Here is a 14758-nt window from a genome sequence, read left to right as displayed (position 1 = left end):
GAATTAAAGTCCTTTCCTGCCGCGCACGGCCTTGAGAATGATCGGCAAAGCCGCAAGCGCGCACAGACCCAGGATCGGCAACAGAATGTGCGGTTCAAAGATGATCCCGAGGTTCGGAGTTTCGCCGCGCGCGAAAACCTCGCCCAGACCGGCCCCGACCGCCGTATACACAACGGCGCCGGGAATGATGCCTAAAAAGGTGGACACCGCAAAGCGAAACAGGGGAACACCCACAAGTGCGGGAACGATATTGGCGACAAAGAATGGCACAGCGGGCACCAGACGGATCAGGAACAGCATCGACCATTGGTTCTCGTCGATCCCGTCCTTGATCTTTTTCACCACGCCTTCGCCTGTCTCCATCTTCGCCGCGAGCCGTTCGCCAAGCCCCCAACGTGCGGCCAGAAAGATCGCGATGGCACCCAGCGTTGCCCCGGTCACATTATACAAAGCGCCGGGAAAGGTCGCGAAAAGGAAGCCGCCGGTCAGCGTGGCAATCGTGGCTCCGGGCAGAGAAAACCCCACGATCACAACATAGGCTGCGATAAAGCCCAGCACAGCGAGCACGTAGTTCGCATCGCGCAACGCAATCAGCTGCTCGCGGTTATCGGCCAACGCTTCAAAGCTGAGATAGTCTCGCAGGGTAAAGGCCCCGGCCAGCGCGATCACCGCGATCACCACCAGCGGCAATCGTCGCAACCAAGCGGGACGTGACTCGGGCATGTCGCCCTGTTCGTGAATCATGTCGGTCCTTCTTTTTTTTCTTGCGACGGGTCGTGTCGCCGTTCGGGCCGGTTTGGCCCCTTGTGTTCAATGTGCGTTGCGCCACCTCAGAGGCACAGCCCGGTCACGCGCTCTTTATGACGGAACACGGATTTACCTGTCCCGCGGGCAGTCGAGCATGGTATTGTTACAGAACCGACGTGGTTTATTGCAGGAATCCCCCTGCCCCCTTCCGCCGTTTTCCTTCCTTCACCCGGTTGACTCGGGTCCGGGGTGCACTTAAACGACGGACTTCGAATGATCTGCGGCGCGCGACCCCACTCCGGGGCGGGCCGTCAATACGGAGAGACGGCGATGAGCAAACGCACCTTCCAACCCTCGAACCTGGTTCGCAAGCACCGCCACGGGTTTCGTGCCCGCATGGCGACAAAAGCCGGGCGTCGGATTCTGAACGCCCGTCGTGCACGCGGCCGCAAGTCGCTGAGCGCATAAGCGACTCTGCTGCGATGACGTTGCCCGCCGCCCCCGCGCCAGTTGGTTTCGGGGCGGTTTTGGCATGTCCGGTCACGATCTCAACGTTGACCCAGCGCCGCGATTTCCTGCGTGCATCGCGGGCCGGCTATAAACCGACCGGCAGCTTCGTGCTGCAGGCCCGTCTCCGCCCCCCGGGCGAAGCGACGGGGATTCGTGTCGGCTTTACCTGCTCAAAAAAGGTTGGCAATGCCGTGGCGCGCAATCGCGCCAAACGTCGCCTGCGCGAGGCGGCGCGCCTGATTCTGCCAACCTACGGGCGCGATGGCTGGGATTATGTGCTGATCGGACGACGCGGCGATACCGCCACCACTCCGTTTACCCGGTTGCAGGCCGATCTTGTCGCGGCACTGGCACATCTGCACCGATGACCCCCCTTGCCCGCCTGATCGCGCTTCCGGTTCTGGCTTATCGCGCGGTCCTGTCGCCTTGGGTCGGCCACGGCTGCCGATTTCACCCCACCTGCTCAGTCTATGCGCTTGAAGCGCTTGAGAAACATGGCGGATGCAAAGGTGGGTGGCTGATGCTCCGGCGGTTGGCGCGGTGCCATCCATGGGGCGGCAGCGGCATCGACAACGTCCCCTGAAACAGCAGCCCGCGCGCGAATCCGCCCCTTGCCCGAAGCAGGCGACCTCGGTAAAGCGTGAACATGCTGGACGAAGACACCGACGACATTCACCCCTTGTTTTTCGGCGCCCCACGGACGACCGAATTCAAGAAACTGCGCAAGCGCATCATCCGCGATACGCGCGAAGCCATCGACCAATTCGGGATGGTGGAAAAAGGCGCGCGCTGGCTGGTCTGCCTTTCGGGGGGTAAAGACAGCTATACCCTGCTCGCAGTGCTGCACGAGTTGCAATGGCGTGGTCTGTTGCCGGTCGATATCCTGGCCTGCAATCTGGATCAGGGGCAGCCAAATTTCCCGGCCACCGTCCTGCCCGCGTTTCTGAAAAAGATGGGTGTGGCGCATCGGATCGAGTATCAGGACACCTATTCCATCGTGATGGACAAGGTGCCCGCCGGACGGACGATGTGCGCGCTGTGCTCGCGCCTGCGCCGTGGCAATCTGTACCGTGTCGCGCGTGAAGAAGGGTGTTCCGCGGTCGTTCTTGGGCATCACCGCGACGACATCCTTGAAACTTTTTTCATGAACCTGTTTCACGGCGGACGGCTGGCGACCATGCCGCCCAAACTGCTGAATGAAGACGGCGATCTTTTGGTGCTGCGCCCGCTTGCCCATGTTGCCGAGGCCGATTGCGAGAAGTTCGCGCGGGCCATGCAGTACCCGATCATTCCATGCGATCTGTGCGGCAGTCAGGACGGGCTGCAACGGCAACAGATCAAGCAGATGCTGGATGGCTGGGAGAAGAACAGTCCCGGCCGGCGACAAGTGATTTTTCGGGCGCTGACCAATGCGCGGCCAAGTCACCTCCTTGACCCGAAACTATTCGATTTCATCGGCTTGCGACCAGAAGGCGCGGCGCAAGAGGGCGACGGCAGCGAGAATTAGTCGCTTTATTCAAGCGGACCTTAACCACTTCAAAAGATTCGCGGCCCACTCTCACGCATACTGATGCCGAAAGGGGGGGCCGCATGAGTCTGATTCGAACTGTCCGCAGCTGGGCCGCCCGGACCGACGGTCGTGCAGCCGAAATTGGCCTTGGATTGCTGACTTTAATGACACTGTCTTTTCTAGTCAGCGGCGGCGAAGGAATGGTGTTCAGCATCGCCCTGACCACGGCATTCTATCTTGGCGGTGTGACCGGCGGCCGTCCCAGAATGGTCGAACGGTTGTTGCAAGGCGAACCCGGTGCCATCATCGGTGAAAACCGGATATGTGCCTTGGCCGATCACAGGGTGGCGGACCCAAAGGCGCTTTTCCTGTTGTTGGAAATCGACGGTTTCGGCGATATTTCCGACCGCTATGGGACATCCATCGCCAGCGAACTGCACTCAGCCGTTCTCAAGCGCTTGCGCGCACAGGTCCGCAGTGACGACAGTGTCGGGCAAATGGCGCCCGGGCAATTCGGCCTGCTGTTGACGCAAAGCGCCCCTGACGATCTGGAGAACGCGTTGCAGACTGCGTTGCGTCTGCAACGCGCCGCCGGTGCTCCGTTGAACCGACGCGGATTTCCCGCTTCGTTTACAGTGTCCGGCGGTATGGTGCTGGCGGCGCGGATGACCAGCTTGCCTGGCAAAAACGCCCTGCCCCGCGCTGCCGCACTGGCGCTGGCGCAGGCCCAGAGCGAAGGCCCAAATGCGCTGCGCAGCTTTAATCCGCGCATATCGAACCGCACCACAGATCCAGCGGTCGAAGACGATCTTGATATCGCGGCCGCGTTTCAACGCGGCGAGATCGGCCCTTGGTTTCAACCGCAGATCGAGGCTGACACCGGCAGGGTCACAGGTGTGGAGGCGCTGGCCCGCTGGACCCACCCCCAGCTGGGGTTGCTGACGCCGTGGCGGTTCTTATCAGCCCTGAGGGATGCCGGGTTTTCGGCGCGCCTCACTCAGGCAATGCTGGAAAAATCGCTTGATCAACTGGCCGAATGGGATCGCATCGGGCTGGAACTGCCCCGCGTGTCCATCAACCTCGCGGCCGAAGATCTGGTCGACCCCGCCCTGCCCGACCGAATCGAATGGGCTTTGGACCGGTCAGGCCTGATGCCCGCGCGGCTGGGGCTTGAGGTGTTGGAAACAGTCATTGCCAACGCCGATCCCGAAGAAGTGACCGCGCGCAACCTGATTGCACTGGGGCGCATCGGTTGTCAGCTCGATATGGACGATTTCGGCACGGGCAGCGCATCAATCCACGGCATCCGTCGTTTTGACATCGACCGGATCAAGATCGATCGCAGTCTGATCATAGGGCTAGATATCAACGCCGAACAACACGCGATGGTGGCGGCGATTTTGACCATGGCCAGACAGTTGAACGTGGATGTTTTGGCTGAGGGGGTGGAGACCCCCGGTGAATACGCAGTGTTGGCGCAACTCGGTTGTCGTCATGTGCAAGGCTATGCCATCGCCCCCCCGATGGCCGCCGCCGAATTCATCACATGGCTCAAACGGCACAACGCTCGGGTGCCACCGCCGGTCACACCCCCCGCCCCGGAACGTCTTCGCCCGCCAACCGAACGCCGCGCCACAGCAACGCACAAGGCTTTGGATGGCAAAACGGCTTGACCTTTGCCTGTGCGCCCTATTGAACCGGGCTGATCCGATATCCGCAACCGGTAGGCAGGCATGGACAATCAAAACAAAAACCTGATTCTGGCGACGGGGCTCAGCTTTCTCGTAATTCTGATCTGGTTCGTACTCTTCCCCCCCGAGCAGCAGGTCACCGATCCTGTGCCATCAACGGCTGAGCAAACGACGCTCGCACCGACGGCTCCTCCTGTGGACGGATCACCGGCAACAACGACGCCGGATGCGTCAATTGCCACGATCGATGCGCCGCGAATCGCCATTGAATCCTCCAGTTTGACGGGCACCCTGTCCCTGCAAGGTGGCCGGATCGATCAACTGGCACTGAAAACCTATCGCGAAACCCTGGCCGCGGACGCGCCGCTGGTCAATCTGCTGAATCCCCCCGACGCATCGCATCCGTACTATGCCGTTTTCGGCTGGGCACCCGGCGGCGCGCTGGGTTTCGCCGATGTTCCAGGCGCGAATACGGTCTGGGAACAGACCGGCGGCACCACGCTGACCCCCGGCACGCCAATTCAACTGACATGGGACAACGGCAACGGCCTGATTTTCCGTCGGGACGTCGCGGTAGACGAGAAGTTCATGTTCACCGTTGATCAAACGGTTGAGAACACGACCACCGATGCCGTCCGACTGGCACCCTACGGGACGATTTCCCGCGTCGGCGCGCCGCCGAATCTGGCAAGCTTTTTCATCTTGCACGAAGGCGTCGTGCGGATGTCCGATGGAAACCTTCAGGAAATCGACTATGACGACATGCCCGAGCAGGCCACGGACGACCGATGGGGCGCAAATGCCGATGTGATCGCGGTGGCCGACAACGGTTGGCTGGGATTCACCGACAAATACTGGATGACGTCGCTGATCCCCGCGCCGGGCAGCGCATTCACCTCGGTCGCCAAGTACAATGCCGCCGCCAACACTTATATGACTGAGGCCCGTCTGGCTGCGATTGACGTCGCACCGGGCAGCACCGGCAGCACCACGATGCAGGTTTTTGCCGGCGCCAAGGAATGGTCGACGATCCGCAGCTATCAAAACGAAGGCGGTATCGCCGGTTTCCTCGATTCGATCGATTGGGGCTGGTTCTTCTTCCTGACCAAGCCGATCTTCTTCGTGCTGCACTGGCTGAATGCGCTGATCGGCAACATGGGCTGGTCAATTATCGCGCTGACCTTCTTCCTCAAAGCGCTGCTTTTGCCGCTTGCCTATAAATCCTATGTCTCGATGGCGCGGATGAAGGAACTTCAGCCCGAGATGGAGGCCCTGAAAGAGCGCTCGGGCGACGACCGTCAGAAGATGCAGCAGGGCATGATGGAGCTCTACAAGAAAAACAAGGTGAACCCTGCCTCGGGTTGCCTGCCGATCCTGCTGCAAATTCCGATCTTCTTCTCGCTTTACAAGGTGATCTTCGTCACGATCGAGCTGCGCCATACGCCCTGGATTGGCTGGATTCGCGATCTTTCTGCGCCTGACCCCAGCAGCGTTCTGAACCTTTTTGGCCTGATGCCATGGGCCACCCCCGAACCCGGTTCGATCTTTTTCATCCTTTCGCTGGGTGTACTGCCGATCCTTCTGGGTATTTCGATGTGGCTGCAGCAAAAGCTGAATCCGGCCCCAACCGATCCGACGCAAAAGATGATCTTTGCCTGGATGCCGTGGGTGTTCATGTTCATGCTGGGTACGTTTGCATCAGGGCTCGTGCTGTACTGGATCACGAACAACACGATCACATTCCTGCAGCAATACGCGATCATGCGCAGCCAGGGTTACAAGCCTGATGTGTTTGGCAACATCAAAGGCGGCTTCAAGCGGACTCCGAAATCCGCCAATACCGACAAGACTCCGGCCAAGAAGAATCCGGTTAAAAAGTGATGGCCCGACTGGCTGAAATATGGCGCCACCCGATCAAGGCCCATGGGCGCGAACGGGTGGAGCATGCCACACTGGCGGCCGGTGAGACCCTGCCATGGGATCGCCGCTGGGCCGTCGCCCATGAGGCATCCAAAGCGGACGGCGAAACCTGGGCGCCCTGCGCGAATTTTTCGCGGGCGGCCAAGGCGCCCGGACTGATGGCGATCACGGCGGCAAGCGACCCGTCCGCGAACACCGTCACTCTGGTTCATCCCGACCGTCCCGACCTGACTTTCGATCCAGACTCTGACGTCGACTCTTTTCTGGATTGGGTCCGCCCGCTGATGCCCGCTGACCGGGCTGCATCAGCCCGAATTGTCAGGAGTCCGGGTCGCGGCATGACTGACAGCGATTTTCCCTCGGTTTCGATCAATGCCTTCGCCTCGCACGGCGCTGTTGAAGGACGAATCGGTCGCGCCCTTTCTCATGCCCGCTGGCGTGGCAACCTGTGGATCGAGGGCACTGCGCCATGGGAAGAATTCGACTGGATCGGTAGACAACTGCAGATCGGCGAGGTGGTTCTGGATATTCGCCAACCGATCACCCGCTGCCTTGCCACCGCTGCCAACCCGGAAACCGGACAGCGTGATGCTGATATTCTGAGTGAACTGGATGGCTTCGGTCACAGGGATTTCGGAGTGTTGGGCGCAGTCATCACAGGCGGCACGATTCGCCCCGGAGACACGGTGACACTGCTATGACCCTGCCCTTTTCCATCACCGAGATCGACGACGCTGCGCGCGAGGCGGGACGTTTGATGTTCGCGGGTGACACCACCTTCGTCAAAGGCGTCGTCGCGATGGACGGCTTGCCCCCCGCCGACCGACCCGAGGTCTGTTTTGCCGGCCGATCGAATGTCGGAAAATCGTCGTTGATCAATGCGCTGACCGGGCGCAAGGCACTTGCCCGCGCATCGAACACGCCCGGCCGGACGCAAGAAATCAACTTTTTCGCATCCGGCGAAACGAATTATCTGGTCGACCTGCCCGGATACGGATTTGCCAATGCGCCCATTCCCGTGGTGCAGAAATGGCAACGGCTGATGAAATCATATCTTTCGGGGCGTGCGACCCTGCGGCGGGTGTTTCTGCTGATCGACAGCCGCCACGGGGCAAAATCGGTCGATGAAGAGATCATGACCCTGCTGGACCAGTCCGCAGTGACCTTTCAGGCGGTAATGACCAAGATCGATAAGCCGTCTCGCGCCGATCTGGACATCGCAATGAACCGGACCCGCGCCGCATTGGCCCGGCATCCGGCGGCGTATCCCGAGATTGTGCTGACGTCGTCAGACAAGGGCGACGGCATCGACACCCTACGCGGACTCATCGCCACTCTGGATTAGAGCGTGTTGTGTTTTACCAGATTCATGCATGAATTCAATTGAACGCACCACGCGCTAATGCGGTTTTTCCGGCGTGACGAAATCAGCCTCTTCGGGCATATCCTCGGGATCGTCGACCGGAATCGCATAGCTTCCGGTCAGCCATTTCCCAAGATCGACATCGGCACAGCGGCGCGAGCAGAACGGGCGGTATTTCCGGTCGGTCTCACCCTCACAGATCGGGCAGGTCATGGCAAAGCCTCCAGCGGCAGGCGGTCGCGCCTGCGTTGCAGTTCAAACAGGCCCAGCGGAGTCCAGCCTGCAAGAACGGTGTCGATACTGTCGGCGCGGAAAGCGGCACGAAGCACCTGCTCGAACCCGCGCCTTTCCTTCTTGGCCATTGGGGCCAGGTCCAACACGATCTGACCGCCCAGCCCCCGGCAGCGCAGTTGGGCGGGCAGCGCACGGGCCATGGCGATGTTCGCCTTCAGCCCCGCCGACAGGGATGTGTCGGCCCCCGTGTTCACGTCCACTGCCACCAATGCGCGGGTCGGTTCAATGAACATGCGTCCCTCGCCAATCGCCACACCGGGACGGGCCAGCGCGGCGATCATCGCATCGATTCCCTGCGCCGCAAAGCCGCCGTCCTGCGTCGAAATCGAATCGGGCTCCGGCCATTCGCGCCAGGCCAATGTGTGCGGGTCGGGGCCCTCAACCAACAGTTCGGGCGGCCCCGAAACCTCGGCCATGATCGCCGACGCAAGATCGCACATTGCACGGACATCCTCGGCGATCGCTTCGTCCGAGCCGGTGGCGCAGGCCGAGCGCAGGATCAGACCCGTCCCATCGTCAACCGTTTCATGCGCCAGAAGCAGCAGCTGTTCGCGCCGGTCCTCTTCACGGATGGTCCGCGAGATATTGATCCCGGGCGCACCGGGCGTGACGATGGCATAACGGCTTTTGAACAACACGCGGTCAGTGACCGGCACGGCCTTACCGTCCTCGGCATATCCTGTGACCTGCACCAACATAACTGTCCCGGGTGCCAAGCCCTTGGCGCCGCGCAGATATCCGCGGCCATCGGGCATGCGGACTATTGCGCCACCCTGCCCTTTCATCGGACGATCGACCACAGCGCGATAGATTGCGCCGGGAACGGGGCGGGCCTCGGATGGTTCGATCAGCAGATCGTGCAGCACGCCGTCGATCACCATGGCGGCGGCCAGACGGTCACCGATCCGATCAAGAACGACCGATGAACCCTTCATGACCAGACCTTTATTCCAGCAGCGGTCAAAAGCGAGGCGGTCTCGGCGACAGGCAAGCCGACAACCCCGGTAAACGACCCTTGAATCCAAGGAATGAACGCGCCCGCCGGACCCTGAATGGCATATCCGCCCGCCTTGCCCTGCCAGTCATTCGTCGCCAGATATCCGTTCACTTCGACATCACTCAGTTGTTTCATCTTGACCGTTGTCACCACGTCACGCTGCCACACCCGGTCACCGGTCCGCACCGCAACCGCAGTGACAACCCGGTGCCGACGCCCGGAAAGAAGGTGCAAAAACTCTGCGGCCTGCCCGGCATTTTCCGGTTTGCCCAGAATGCGCCGACCGAGCGCCACGGTGGTATCGGCGCACAACAGCACCTCACCTCCGGCGAGCGGCACAGCCGCAGCCTTTTCGCGCGCCATACGGATGCAGTACGGGCGCGGCAGTTCACCCTTTTCGGGGGTTTCATCAATGTCGGGCGCACGAATCTCATCGGGCACCAGCCCAAGCTGCGCCAACAGCTCGCGTCGCCGCGGCGAGGCGGAGCCGAGAATCAGCCGCACTTACTTGAATCGGTAATTGATCCGGCCCTTGGTCAGATCATATGGTGTCATCTCGACTTGCACTTTGTCGCCCGCGAGAACCCGGATGCGGTTTTTACGCATCTTGCCTGCCGTATGCGCGATGATTTCATGGCCGTTTTCCAGCTCGACCTTGAATGTCGCATTCGGCAGGAGTTCCTTCACGACACCGGGGAATTCGAGCAGTTCTTCCTTGGCCATGTTCACTCCACTATGTACCCTCCGCGAGAATTGCGGATGCCTCTAGATGGGCCTGATTGGCGGGGTTTTCAAGGCATGATCGCACTGGGCCACGGCTTTGAGCCACCGGATCAGATAAATGATCAGGATCCGCGCAATATTCTGGGTCCAGCAGGCTCTGCTTTGTCCAAGTGTCAGCGATTCGCGTTACAATGGCAAGGTGAGCATTGGCCAAGTTACTGAATGTGAGTCGCAGGCAAAAGCTTTACGTCTGCGGCGCGCCGAATCTGGCAAGGATGCGCGCCCGGATCTGATCGCGCGCTTCGCGGTAGGAACGCAGCCTGTCCTCGCGCAACTGGCCGAGTCCGGTGGGATCGAGGATCGGCCAGTATTCGACATCGAGGTGAAACACGCGCGTAAGATCCAGCGCACGGCGTTGCGACGCGGGCGACAGCGCCACAACCAGATCGAAACCTGACAGGTCGTCGCCCCATTGTTCCATTTCGTCGAAACTGCGGACCCGGTGGCGTTCCAGCTCGACCCCCAGTTCACGACAGACGGCGATGGAAAATCCGTCCATCTCCATTTCGGCCTTCACGCCTGCCGACTGAACATAGCAGAGCGTGCCGTAGAATTTCTTCATCAACCCTTCGGCCATCGGCGAACGAACGGCATTGTGATCACAGCAAAACAGGACGGATTGCGGCAGCCCCGCCATCTCAGCCGCCGAAATGCAGGACGCAGACCAACGTAAACAGGCGGCGGGCGGTGTCGATATCAACCTCGGCCTTACCCTCAAGTCGCTCCTGCACCACCCGCGCGCCCTCCATGTGGATGCCGCGCCGGGCCATGTCGATGGTTTCAATCTGGCTGGGCGGCAGACGCTTCACCGCATCGAAATAGCTTTCGCAGATCTGGGAGTAGTCCTTGACCACCTGCCGAAAAGGCGACAGCGACAGTTGAAATTCGGCCGCTTTATCAGCAGTTTCCGTGGTGACATCGAAGACCAACCGCTGTTCACGGATCGACAGGCACAACCGGAAAGGCCCGGGCGGCGGTGCGGCGCGATCATCCCGGGCGGTCAGGGAAAATGTGTTCTGCTCCATCAGATCGAACAGCGCGATCCGGCGTTCCTGTTCCACCTCAGGCGTGGGTGCAGGCAGGCCCGCGTCGTCCAGTTCGATATGTGCTATGTGGCTCATGTGGATACCCTCGGTCGCAACCGGGTTATCCCAGCCCGCGGCGCGGCACAATCCGGGGCGGTGGGTTCAGCCCAGAAACCCGACACAGCGTCGGATTTGCGCCACCAGGATTAACGGGGCCGCAGCTGGGAACGGTCGGACCGAACCCAATCAACGCTCGATATTCAACCGATCAAGACGGGCGCGCACGGACAGACCATGTGCCTCCAGACTTTCTGACTTGGCCAGACGCTCGGCCGCCGGGCCGATGGATTTCAGCGCGGCAGGCGTCATCTTGGCGATTGTCGTGCGTTTCAGGAAATCCAACACCGACAGCCCCGATGAAAACCGCGCCGACCGGGCGGTGGGCAAAACGTGGTTCGGTCCGCCGACATAGTCGCCGATGGCCTCAGGCGTCCATCTGCCAAGGAAAATTGCGCCCGCGTGGGATATATTGGCGGCCAGCGACTCGGGGTTATCAACGCAGAGTTCCAGGTGCTCGGGCGCAATCAGATCCGCCAATGACGCAGCCTCGCCCAGATCGCGAACGGTGATCACCGCGCCGAAATCACGCCAGCTTGCACCGGCGATGGTGCGCCGCTCTAGCGTCTGCAACCGGGCCTCCACGGCATCAATGACTGCCGTGGCAAAATCGGCATCCGTGGTGATCAGAATTGATTGTGCAGATTCGTCATGTTCCGCCTGAGACAGCAGATCCAGCGCGATCCAGTCGGGGTCGTTGTCCGCATCCGCGATCACCAGAATTTCCGACGGTCCGGCAATCATGTCGATCCCGACCTTGCCGAACACCCGACGCTTCGCCGCCGCCACATAAGCGTTGCCGGGGCCAGTGATCTTGTCCACCGGGCGCACGGTTTCGGTGCCATAGGCCAACGCCGCAATCGCCTGCGCCCCGCCTATGCGATACACCGTGTCGATCCCGGCCAGCCGTGCGGCCATCAGGACCAGCGGATTGCAGACCCCCCCGGGCGTCGGAGCCGTCATCACCAGCCGCTCCACCCCTGCCACACGGGCCGGAATCGCATTCATCAGCACCGACGATGGATAGGACGCCAGCCCGCCCGGCACATATAGCCCCGCCGCCGAGACCGGCCCCCAACGCCAGCCCAGTGTCGCGCCCGCCTCATCGGTCCAGCTTTCGTTCTTTGGCATCTGACGCTTGTGATAATCACCGATACGCGCTGCAGCCAGTTCCAGCGCTGCGCGATCCGCGGCCGTCACCTTGTCGCAGGCGGCGTCGATTTCATCGGGCGAAAATGCCATTGTTTCGGGCGTCAGCTCCAGCCTGTCGAACCGCGCGGTCAGCGCCAGCACAGCGGCATCGCCCCGGGCGCGGACATCAGCGATGATCTCGGCCACTACGGTATCCACATCGGGGCTGTCTTCGCGCTTCATCGACAAAAGCGCGGCAAACCGGGATTCAAAGTCGAGGTCGTCGGTGGACAGGATCTGTGGCATCACGCTCTCCTTGCAGCCTTGCCATAGCGCCGGGGCGCCAAAGGCTCAACCCGGTCAGATTGGCGGCGCAATTGGCCGCTCAGTCTGGGTGGTGCGGCGCCTTGCCAGAAACCGCCCGATAAGGTTGGGTAACGTCGCGCAACGAAACTTCCAACGCCGAACAATCCAGCGCGATCGCTCCGTCACCGGCCAGGGTCAGGATAACCCGGTCGCCGTCATCTTCAAGCGTGACCGAAAGCAGCGACAGCACGGTATCGCTGTCGCCTCGGGTGACACCGCTGGTCTGCACCCCGGTGACATTCTCGAACGACAGAACCGCCTGTACACGTTCGGGCGGAGTCGTTTTCTCCTCCCAGCGGAAACGGTTGATAAGCATGGCAAAACGGCGCGCCGGCTTTTTAAACGTCATTTCGTTGGCCGGGAACACCGCGTCCTGTACCAGCGACGACAGAATCGCGAGATCCTCGGCGCTGATCGCGCTCAGCTGCAAAGGCCGGGCGGCACCGTCTTCGAATCGGGCATCTTCAGTCATGCACTTATCCTTTCGATCAGCGCGCCACATGCGCCCAACTTTTCCTCGACCCGCTCATATCCGCGGTCCAGATGATACACCCGGCTGACCACCGTTTCACCCTCGGCCGCCAGTCCTGCAAGGATCAGCGACACCGAAGCACGCAGATCGGTCGCCATCACCTGCGCGCCCTTCAGCCGCTCGACCCCGGTGACCGTGGCAGTTCCACCGTGTACATCGATCTGGGCGCCCATCCGCATCAATTCGGGGGCATGCATAAAGCGGTTTTCGAAAATCCGCTCTTCCAGCACCGAAGTGCCCTCGGCCGTGCAAAGCAGCGCCATCATCTGTGCCTGAAGATCGGTCGGAAAGCCGGGGAAAGGCGCGGTGGTCACGTCCACGGCCCTGATCCGCCCATTCTTGCGGGCAACCTTCAACCCGCGTGGCGTTTCTTCGACCATGATTCCTGCCGCATCCAGTTTTTCACAGAACGCACCCACCAGATCGATCCGCCCGCCGATACATTCGACTTCGCCGCCGCAGAACGCCGGCGCCAGCATATAGGTGCCCAACTCGATCCGGTCGGTGACAACAGGATGCGTCGCACCGTGCAGCGTATCGACCCCCTGAACGGTGATGGTGCCGGTTCCTTCACCTTCGATCTGTGCGCCCATGCGGCGCAGGCACTTGGCCAGATCGACGATTTCAGGTTCGCGCGCCGCATTGTTGATAACCGTCGTGCCCTTGGCCAGCGTCGCCGCCATCAGCACGTTTTCCGTAGCCCCCACAGACACCAGCGGGAAATCGACCACCCCGCCCCGCAATCCGCCGGGGGCCTTGGCATGCACATAGCCTTCGCGCAGTTCCAGCTCGGCCCCGAGCGCCTCAAGCCCTCTGAGATGCAGATCGACGGGCCGCGCGCCAATGGCACAACCGCCCGGCAACGAAACCTCGGCATGACCGAACCGCGCCAAAAGCGGCCCGAGCACAAGGATCGAGGCGCGCATCTTGCGTACGATGTCATAATCGGCGCGCTGGCTGGTCAGATCGTGCGACGACATCGCCAACACCTGACCGCCCTGCAACGCCTGCACCTCGGCCCCGAGCGAACGCAGCAGAGAGGTCATCGTCGCGATATCAGACAGGCGCGGCGCATTGGTCAGCGTCAGCGGTTCTTCGCTCAGCAATGTCGCGGGCATCAGGGTCAGGCAGGCATTCTTGGCCCCCGCGATCGGAATTTCCCCATGCAGCTCTCTGCCGCCCGTTACCAGAATGGAATCCATCGGCCTGCCCTTTCAATCCTCGGTATCCGGGCGCGTCTTCGGCGCCTTGTTCGTTTCGGTTTCGTTGCGCGCGCGCGCCTGTGCCTTGCGCCGGGCCAGATTGGCCTTCAACGCCGCCTTCAGCCGATCCTCGCGCGCCGAAGCGGGGGTGCGGGGCCGGTCGTTATCGGGTGTCCGTGCCATGGCGTTTCCCTAACGCAGGCGGGCGGCGGGGTCCAGATTGCACTTTGCAGGACGGGGGTATGGTCAGCCGATGATACAAGCATAAGCAAATTTGCCCAGTCGACCGCAGAAATCCGCTTGCACGCCTCGGTTCCAGCGTCTATTGACCCGCCACGGATATGGCTGTGGTAGCTCAGTGGTAGAGCACACCCTTGGTAAGGGTGAGGTCGAGAGTTCAATCCTCTCTCACAGCACCATTTTCCCACATAAGCTCAAATAGTTGCGAATGGCGACGCTTTAGGTCGCCGGGCATTGGTCAGAGCATGGCAGGAACATTCCTTGCCAGGGCATAACTGACACAGACCATTCAACAAATTTTCAATTTATGGACACGAGAAATCTCGGTGC

Annotated in this window: 19 protein-coding genes and 1 tRNA gene; 9 read left to right on the top strand and 11 right to left on the bottom strand. The window is 61.1% G+C overall.

Annotated features, from left to right (window positions below):
* Positions 1-3: 3 nt before the first annotated feature.
* Positions 4-744: a TVP38/TMEM64 family protein gene (locus FQ320_RS18455; protein ID WP_255509593.1), complete on the bottom strand. Its 741-nt coding sequence runs from the start codon at positions 742-744 to the stop codon at positions 4-6.
* A gap of 333 nt (positions 745-1077) precedes the next feature.
* Here FQ320_RS18455 and rpmH point away from each other — a divergent pair, with 333 nt between their 5' ends.
* The 8 genes from rpmH to yihA all read left to right on the top strand — a co-directional run bounded on the left by rpmH (position 1078) and on the right by yihA (position 7723).
* Positions 1078-1215 carry a 50S ribosomal protein L34 gene (gene rpmH / locus FQ320_RS18450; protein ID WP_148474812.1) on the top strand — a complete coding sequence of 46 codons (138 nt, stop codon included), beginning with the start codon at positions 1078-1080 and terminating at the stop codon, positions 1213-1215.
* A gap of 14 nt (positions 1216-1229) precedes the next feature.
* Positions 1230-1625, top strand: coding sequence for a ribonuclease P protein component (gene rnpA, locus FQ320_RS18445; protein WP_148474811.1), 396 nt, complete (start codon positions 1230-1232; stop codon positions 1623-1625).
* Positions 1622-1840, top strand: a complete 219-nt coding sequence (yidD, locus tag FQ320_RS18440; RefSeq protein WP_148474810.1) for a membrane protein insertion efficiency factor YidD — start codon at positions 1622-1624, stop codon at positions 1838-1840. The genes rnpA and yidD overlap by 4 nt, the downstream gene beginning before the upstream one ends.
* A gap of 63 nt (positions 1841-1903) precedes the next feature.
* Positions 1904-2764 (top strand): tRNA 2-thiocytidine(32) synthetase TtcA, encoded by an 861-nt coding sequence (gene ttcA, locus FQ320_RS18435; RefSeq protein ID WP_148474809.1) that lies wholly within the window; start codon positions 1904-1906, stop codon positions 2762-2764.
* Between the two features lie 83 nt (positions 2765-2847).
* Entirely contained in the window at positions 2848-4440 is a 1593-nt protein-coding gene (locus tag FQ320_RS18430; RefSeq protein ID WP_148474808.1) for a bifunctional diguanylate cyclase/phosphodiesterase, read from the top strand.
* Positions 4441-4500: 60 nt separating this feature from the next.
* The gene (yidC, locus tag FQ320_RS18425) at positions 4501-6339 is read left to right on the top strand and encodes a membrane protein insertase YidC (RefSeq protein WP_148474807.1); all 1839 of its coding nucleotides are present in this window, start codon (positions 4501-4503) and stop codon (positions 6337-6339) included.
* Positions 6336-7079 carry an MOSC domain-containing protein gene (locus FQ320_RS18420; RefSeq protein WP_370513084.1) on the top strand — a complete coding sequence of 248 codons (744 nt, stop codon included), beginning with the start codon at positions 6336-6338 and terminating at the stop codon, positions 7077-7079. The genes yidC and FQ320_RS18420 overlap by 4 nt, the downstream gene beginning before the upstream one ends.
* Complete coding sequence (gene yihA / locus FQ320_RS18415; RefSeq protein ID WP_148474805.1) at positions 7076-7723, top strand: ribosome biogenesis GTP-binding protein YihA/YsxC; 648 nt, start codon at positions 7076-7078, stop codon at positions 7721-7723. The genes FQ320_RS18420 and yihA overlap by 4 nt, the downstream gene beginning before the upstream one ends.
* 54 nt (positions 7724-7777) lie before the next feature.
* On the opposite strand, the gene FQ320_RS18410 is transcribed toward yihA, so the two are convergent.
* The 10 genes from FQ320_RS18410 to FQ320_RS25785 form a co-directional block, all read right to left on the bottom strand.
* Positions 7778-7954, bottom strand: a complete 177-nt coding sequence (locus FQ320_RS18410) for a DNA gyrase inhibitor YacG (RefSeq protein WP_148474804.1) — start codon at positions 7952-7954, stop codon at positions 7778-7780.
* On the bottom strand, positions 7951-8970 hold the full coding sequence (locus FQ320_RS18405; RefSeq protein WP_148474803.1) for a ribonuclease E/G: 1020 nt from the start codon (positions 8968-8970) through the stop codon (positions 7951-7953). Before FQ320_RS18405 ends, FQ320_RS18410 begins: the two co-directional genes overlap by 4 nt.
* Positions 8967-9536 (bottom strand): nucleoside triphosphate pyrophosphatase, encoded by a 570-nt coding sequence (locus FQ320_RS18400; protein ID WP_148474802.1) that lies wholly within the window; start codon positions 9534-9536, stop codon positions 8967-8969. The genes FQ320_RS18405 and FQ320_RS18400 overlap by 4 nt, the downstream gene beginning before the upstream one ends.
* Complete coding sequence (gene infA / locus FQ320_RS18395) at positions 9537-9755, bottom strand: translation initiation factor IF-1 (RefSeq protein ID WP_099828246.1); 219 nt, start codon at positions 9753-9755, stop codon at positions 9537-9539. It lies immediately after the preceding gene.
* A gap of 244 nt (positions 9756-9999) precedes the next feature.
* Positions 10000-10452 carry a low molecular weight phosphatase family protein gene (locus tag FQ320_RS18390; protein WP_148474801.1) on the bottom strand — a complete coding sequence of 151 codons (453 nt, stop codon included), beginning with the start codon at positions 10450-10452 and terminating at the stop codon, positions 10000-10002.
* A gap of 1 nt (position 10453) precedes the next feature.
* On the bottom strand, positions 10454-10936 hold the full coding sequence (locus FQ320_RS18385) for a UPF0262 family protein (protein ID WP_148474800.1): 483 nt from the start codon (positions 10934-10936) through the stop codon (positions 10454-10456).
* 150 nt (positions 10937-11086) lie between these two features.
* Positions 11087-12394 carry a histidinol dehydrogenase gene (gene hisD / locus FQ320_RS18380; RefSeq protein WP_148474799.1) on the bottom strand — a complete coding sequence of 436 codons (1308 nt, stop codon included), beginning with the start codon at positions 12392-12394 and terminating at the stop codon, positions 11087-11089.
* Between the two features lie 79 nt (positions 12395-12473).
* Positions 12474-12926, bottom strand: coding sequence for a DUF2948 family protein (locus FQ320_RS18375; RefSeq protein WP_148474798.1), 453 nt, complete (start codon positions 12924-12926; stop codon positions 12474-12476).
* Positions 12923-14188: a UDP-N-acetylglucosamine 1-carboxyvinyltransferase gene (gene murA, locus FQ320_RS18370; protein WP_148474797.1), complete on the bottom strand. Its 1266-nt coding sequence runs from the start codon at positions 14186-14188 to the stop codon at positions 12923-12925. The genes FQ320_RS18375 and murA overlap by 4 nt, the downstream gene beginning before the upstream one ends.
* Positions 14189-14200: 12 nt before the next feature.
* Positions 14201-14371: a hypothetical protein gene (locus FQ320_RS25785; RefSeq protein WP_187393964.1), complete on the bottom strand. Its 171-nt coding sequence runs from the start codon at positions 14369-14371 to the stop codon at positions 14201-14203.
* Positions 14372-14532: 161 nt separating this feature from the next.
* On the opposite strand from FQ320_RS25785, the gene FQ320_RS18365 reads away from it, so the two are divergent.
* Positions 14533-14607, top strand: a tRNA-Thr gene (locus FQ320_RS18365).
* Positions 14608-14758 lie beyond the last annotated feature (151 nt).

The sequence above is a fragment of the Oceaniovalibus sp. ACAM 378 genome, from assembly GCF_008085915.1.
Classification (GTDB): Bacteria; Pseudomonadota; Alphaproteobacteria; order Rhodobacterales; family Rhodobacteraceae; genus Oceaniglobus.
The sequence above is the reverse complement of the archived record's forward strand: the minus strand, read 5'-3'. Positions and strand labels throughout refer to the sequence as shown.

Bases quoted from the DNA above. Each gene is read 5' to 3' on its own strand.
- FQ320_RS25785 (WP_187393964.1), bottom strand. From the start codon at position 14,371: ATGGCACGGACACCCGATAACGACCGGCCCCGCACCCCCGCTTCGGCG.
- infA (WP_099828246.1), bottom strand. From the start codon at position 9,755: ATGGCCAAGGAAGAACTGCTCGAATTCCCCGGTGTCGTGAAGGAACTC.
- FQ320_RS18430 (WP_148474808.1), top strand. From the start codon at position 2,848: ATGAGTCTGATTCGAACTGTCCGCAGCTGGGCCGCCCGGACCGACGGT.
- rnpA (WP_148474811.1), top strand. From the start codon at position 1,230: ATGACGTTGCCCGCCGCCCCCGCGCCAGTTGGTTTCGGGGCGGTTTTG.
- FQ320_RS18385 (WP_148474800.1), bottom strand. From the start codon at position 10,936: ATGAGCCACATAGCACATATCGAACTGGACGACGCGGGCCTGCCTGCA.
- yihA (WP_148474805.1), top strand. From the start codon at position 7,076: ATGACCCTGCCCTTTTCCATCACCGAGATCGACGACGCTGCGCGCGAG.
- yidC (WP_148474807.1), top strand. From the start codon at position 4,501: ATGGACAATCAAAACAAAAACCTGATTCTGGCGACGGGGCTCAGCTTT.
- FQ320_RS18405 (WP_148474803.1), bottom strand. From the start codon at position 8,970: ATGAAGGGTTCATCGGTCGTTCTTGATCGGATCGGTGACCGTCTGGCC.
- FQ320_RS18410 (WP_148474804.1), bottom strand. From the start codon at position 7,954: ATGACCTGCCCGATCTGTGAGGGTGAGACCGACCGGAAATACCGCCCG.
- FQ320_RS18375 (WP_148474798.1), bottom strand. From the start codon at position 12,926: ATGACTGAAGATGCCCGATTCGAAGACGGTGCCGCCCGGCCTTTGCAG.
- ttcA (WP_148474809.1), top strand. From the start codon at position 1,904: ATGCTGGACGAAGACACCGACGACATTCACCCCTTGTTTTTCGGCGCC.
- FQ320_RS18455 (WP_255509593.1), bottom strand. From the start codon at position 744: ATGATTCACGAACAGGGCGACATGCCCGAGTCACGTCCCGCTTGGTTG.
- rpmH (WP_148474812.1), top strand. From the start codon at position 1,078: ATGAGCAAACGCACCTTCCAACCCTCGAACCTGGTTCGCAAGCACCGC.
- murA (WP_148474797.1), bottom strand. From the start codon at position 14,188: ATGGATTCCATTCTGGTAACGGGCGGCAGAGAGCTGCATGGGGAAATT.
- hisD (WP_148474799.1), bottom strand. From the start codon at position 12,394: ATGCCACAGATCCTGTCCACCGACGACCTCGACTTTGAATCCCGGTTT.
- yidD (WP_148474810.1), top strand. From the start codon at position 1,622: ATGACCCCCCTTGCCCGCCTGATCGCGCTTCCGGTTCTGGCTTATCGC.
- FQ320_RS18390 (WP_148474801.1), bottom strand. From the start codon at position 10,452: ATGGCGGGGCTGCCGCAATCCGTCCTGTTTTGCTGTGATCACAATGCC.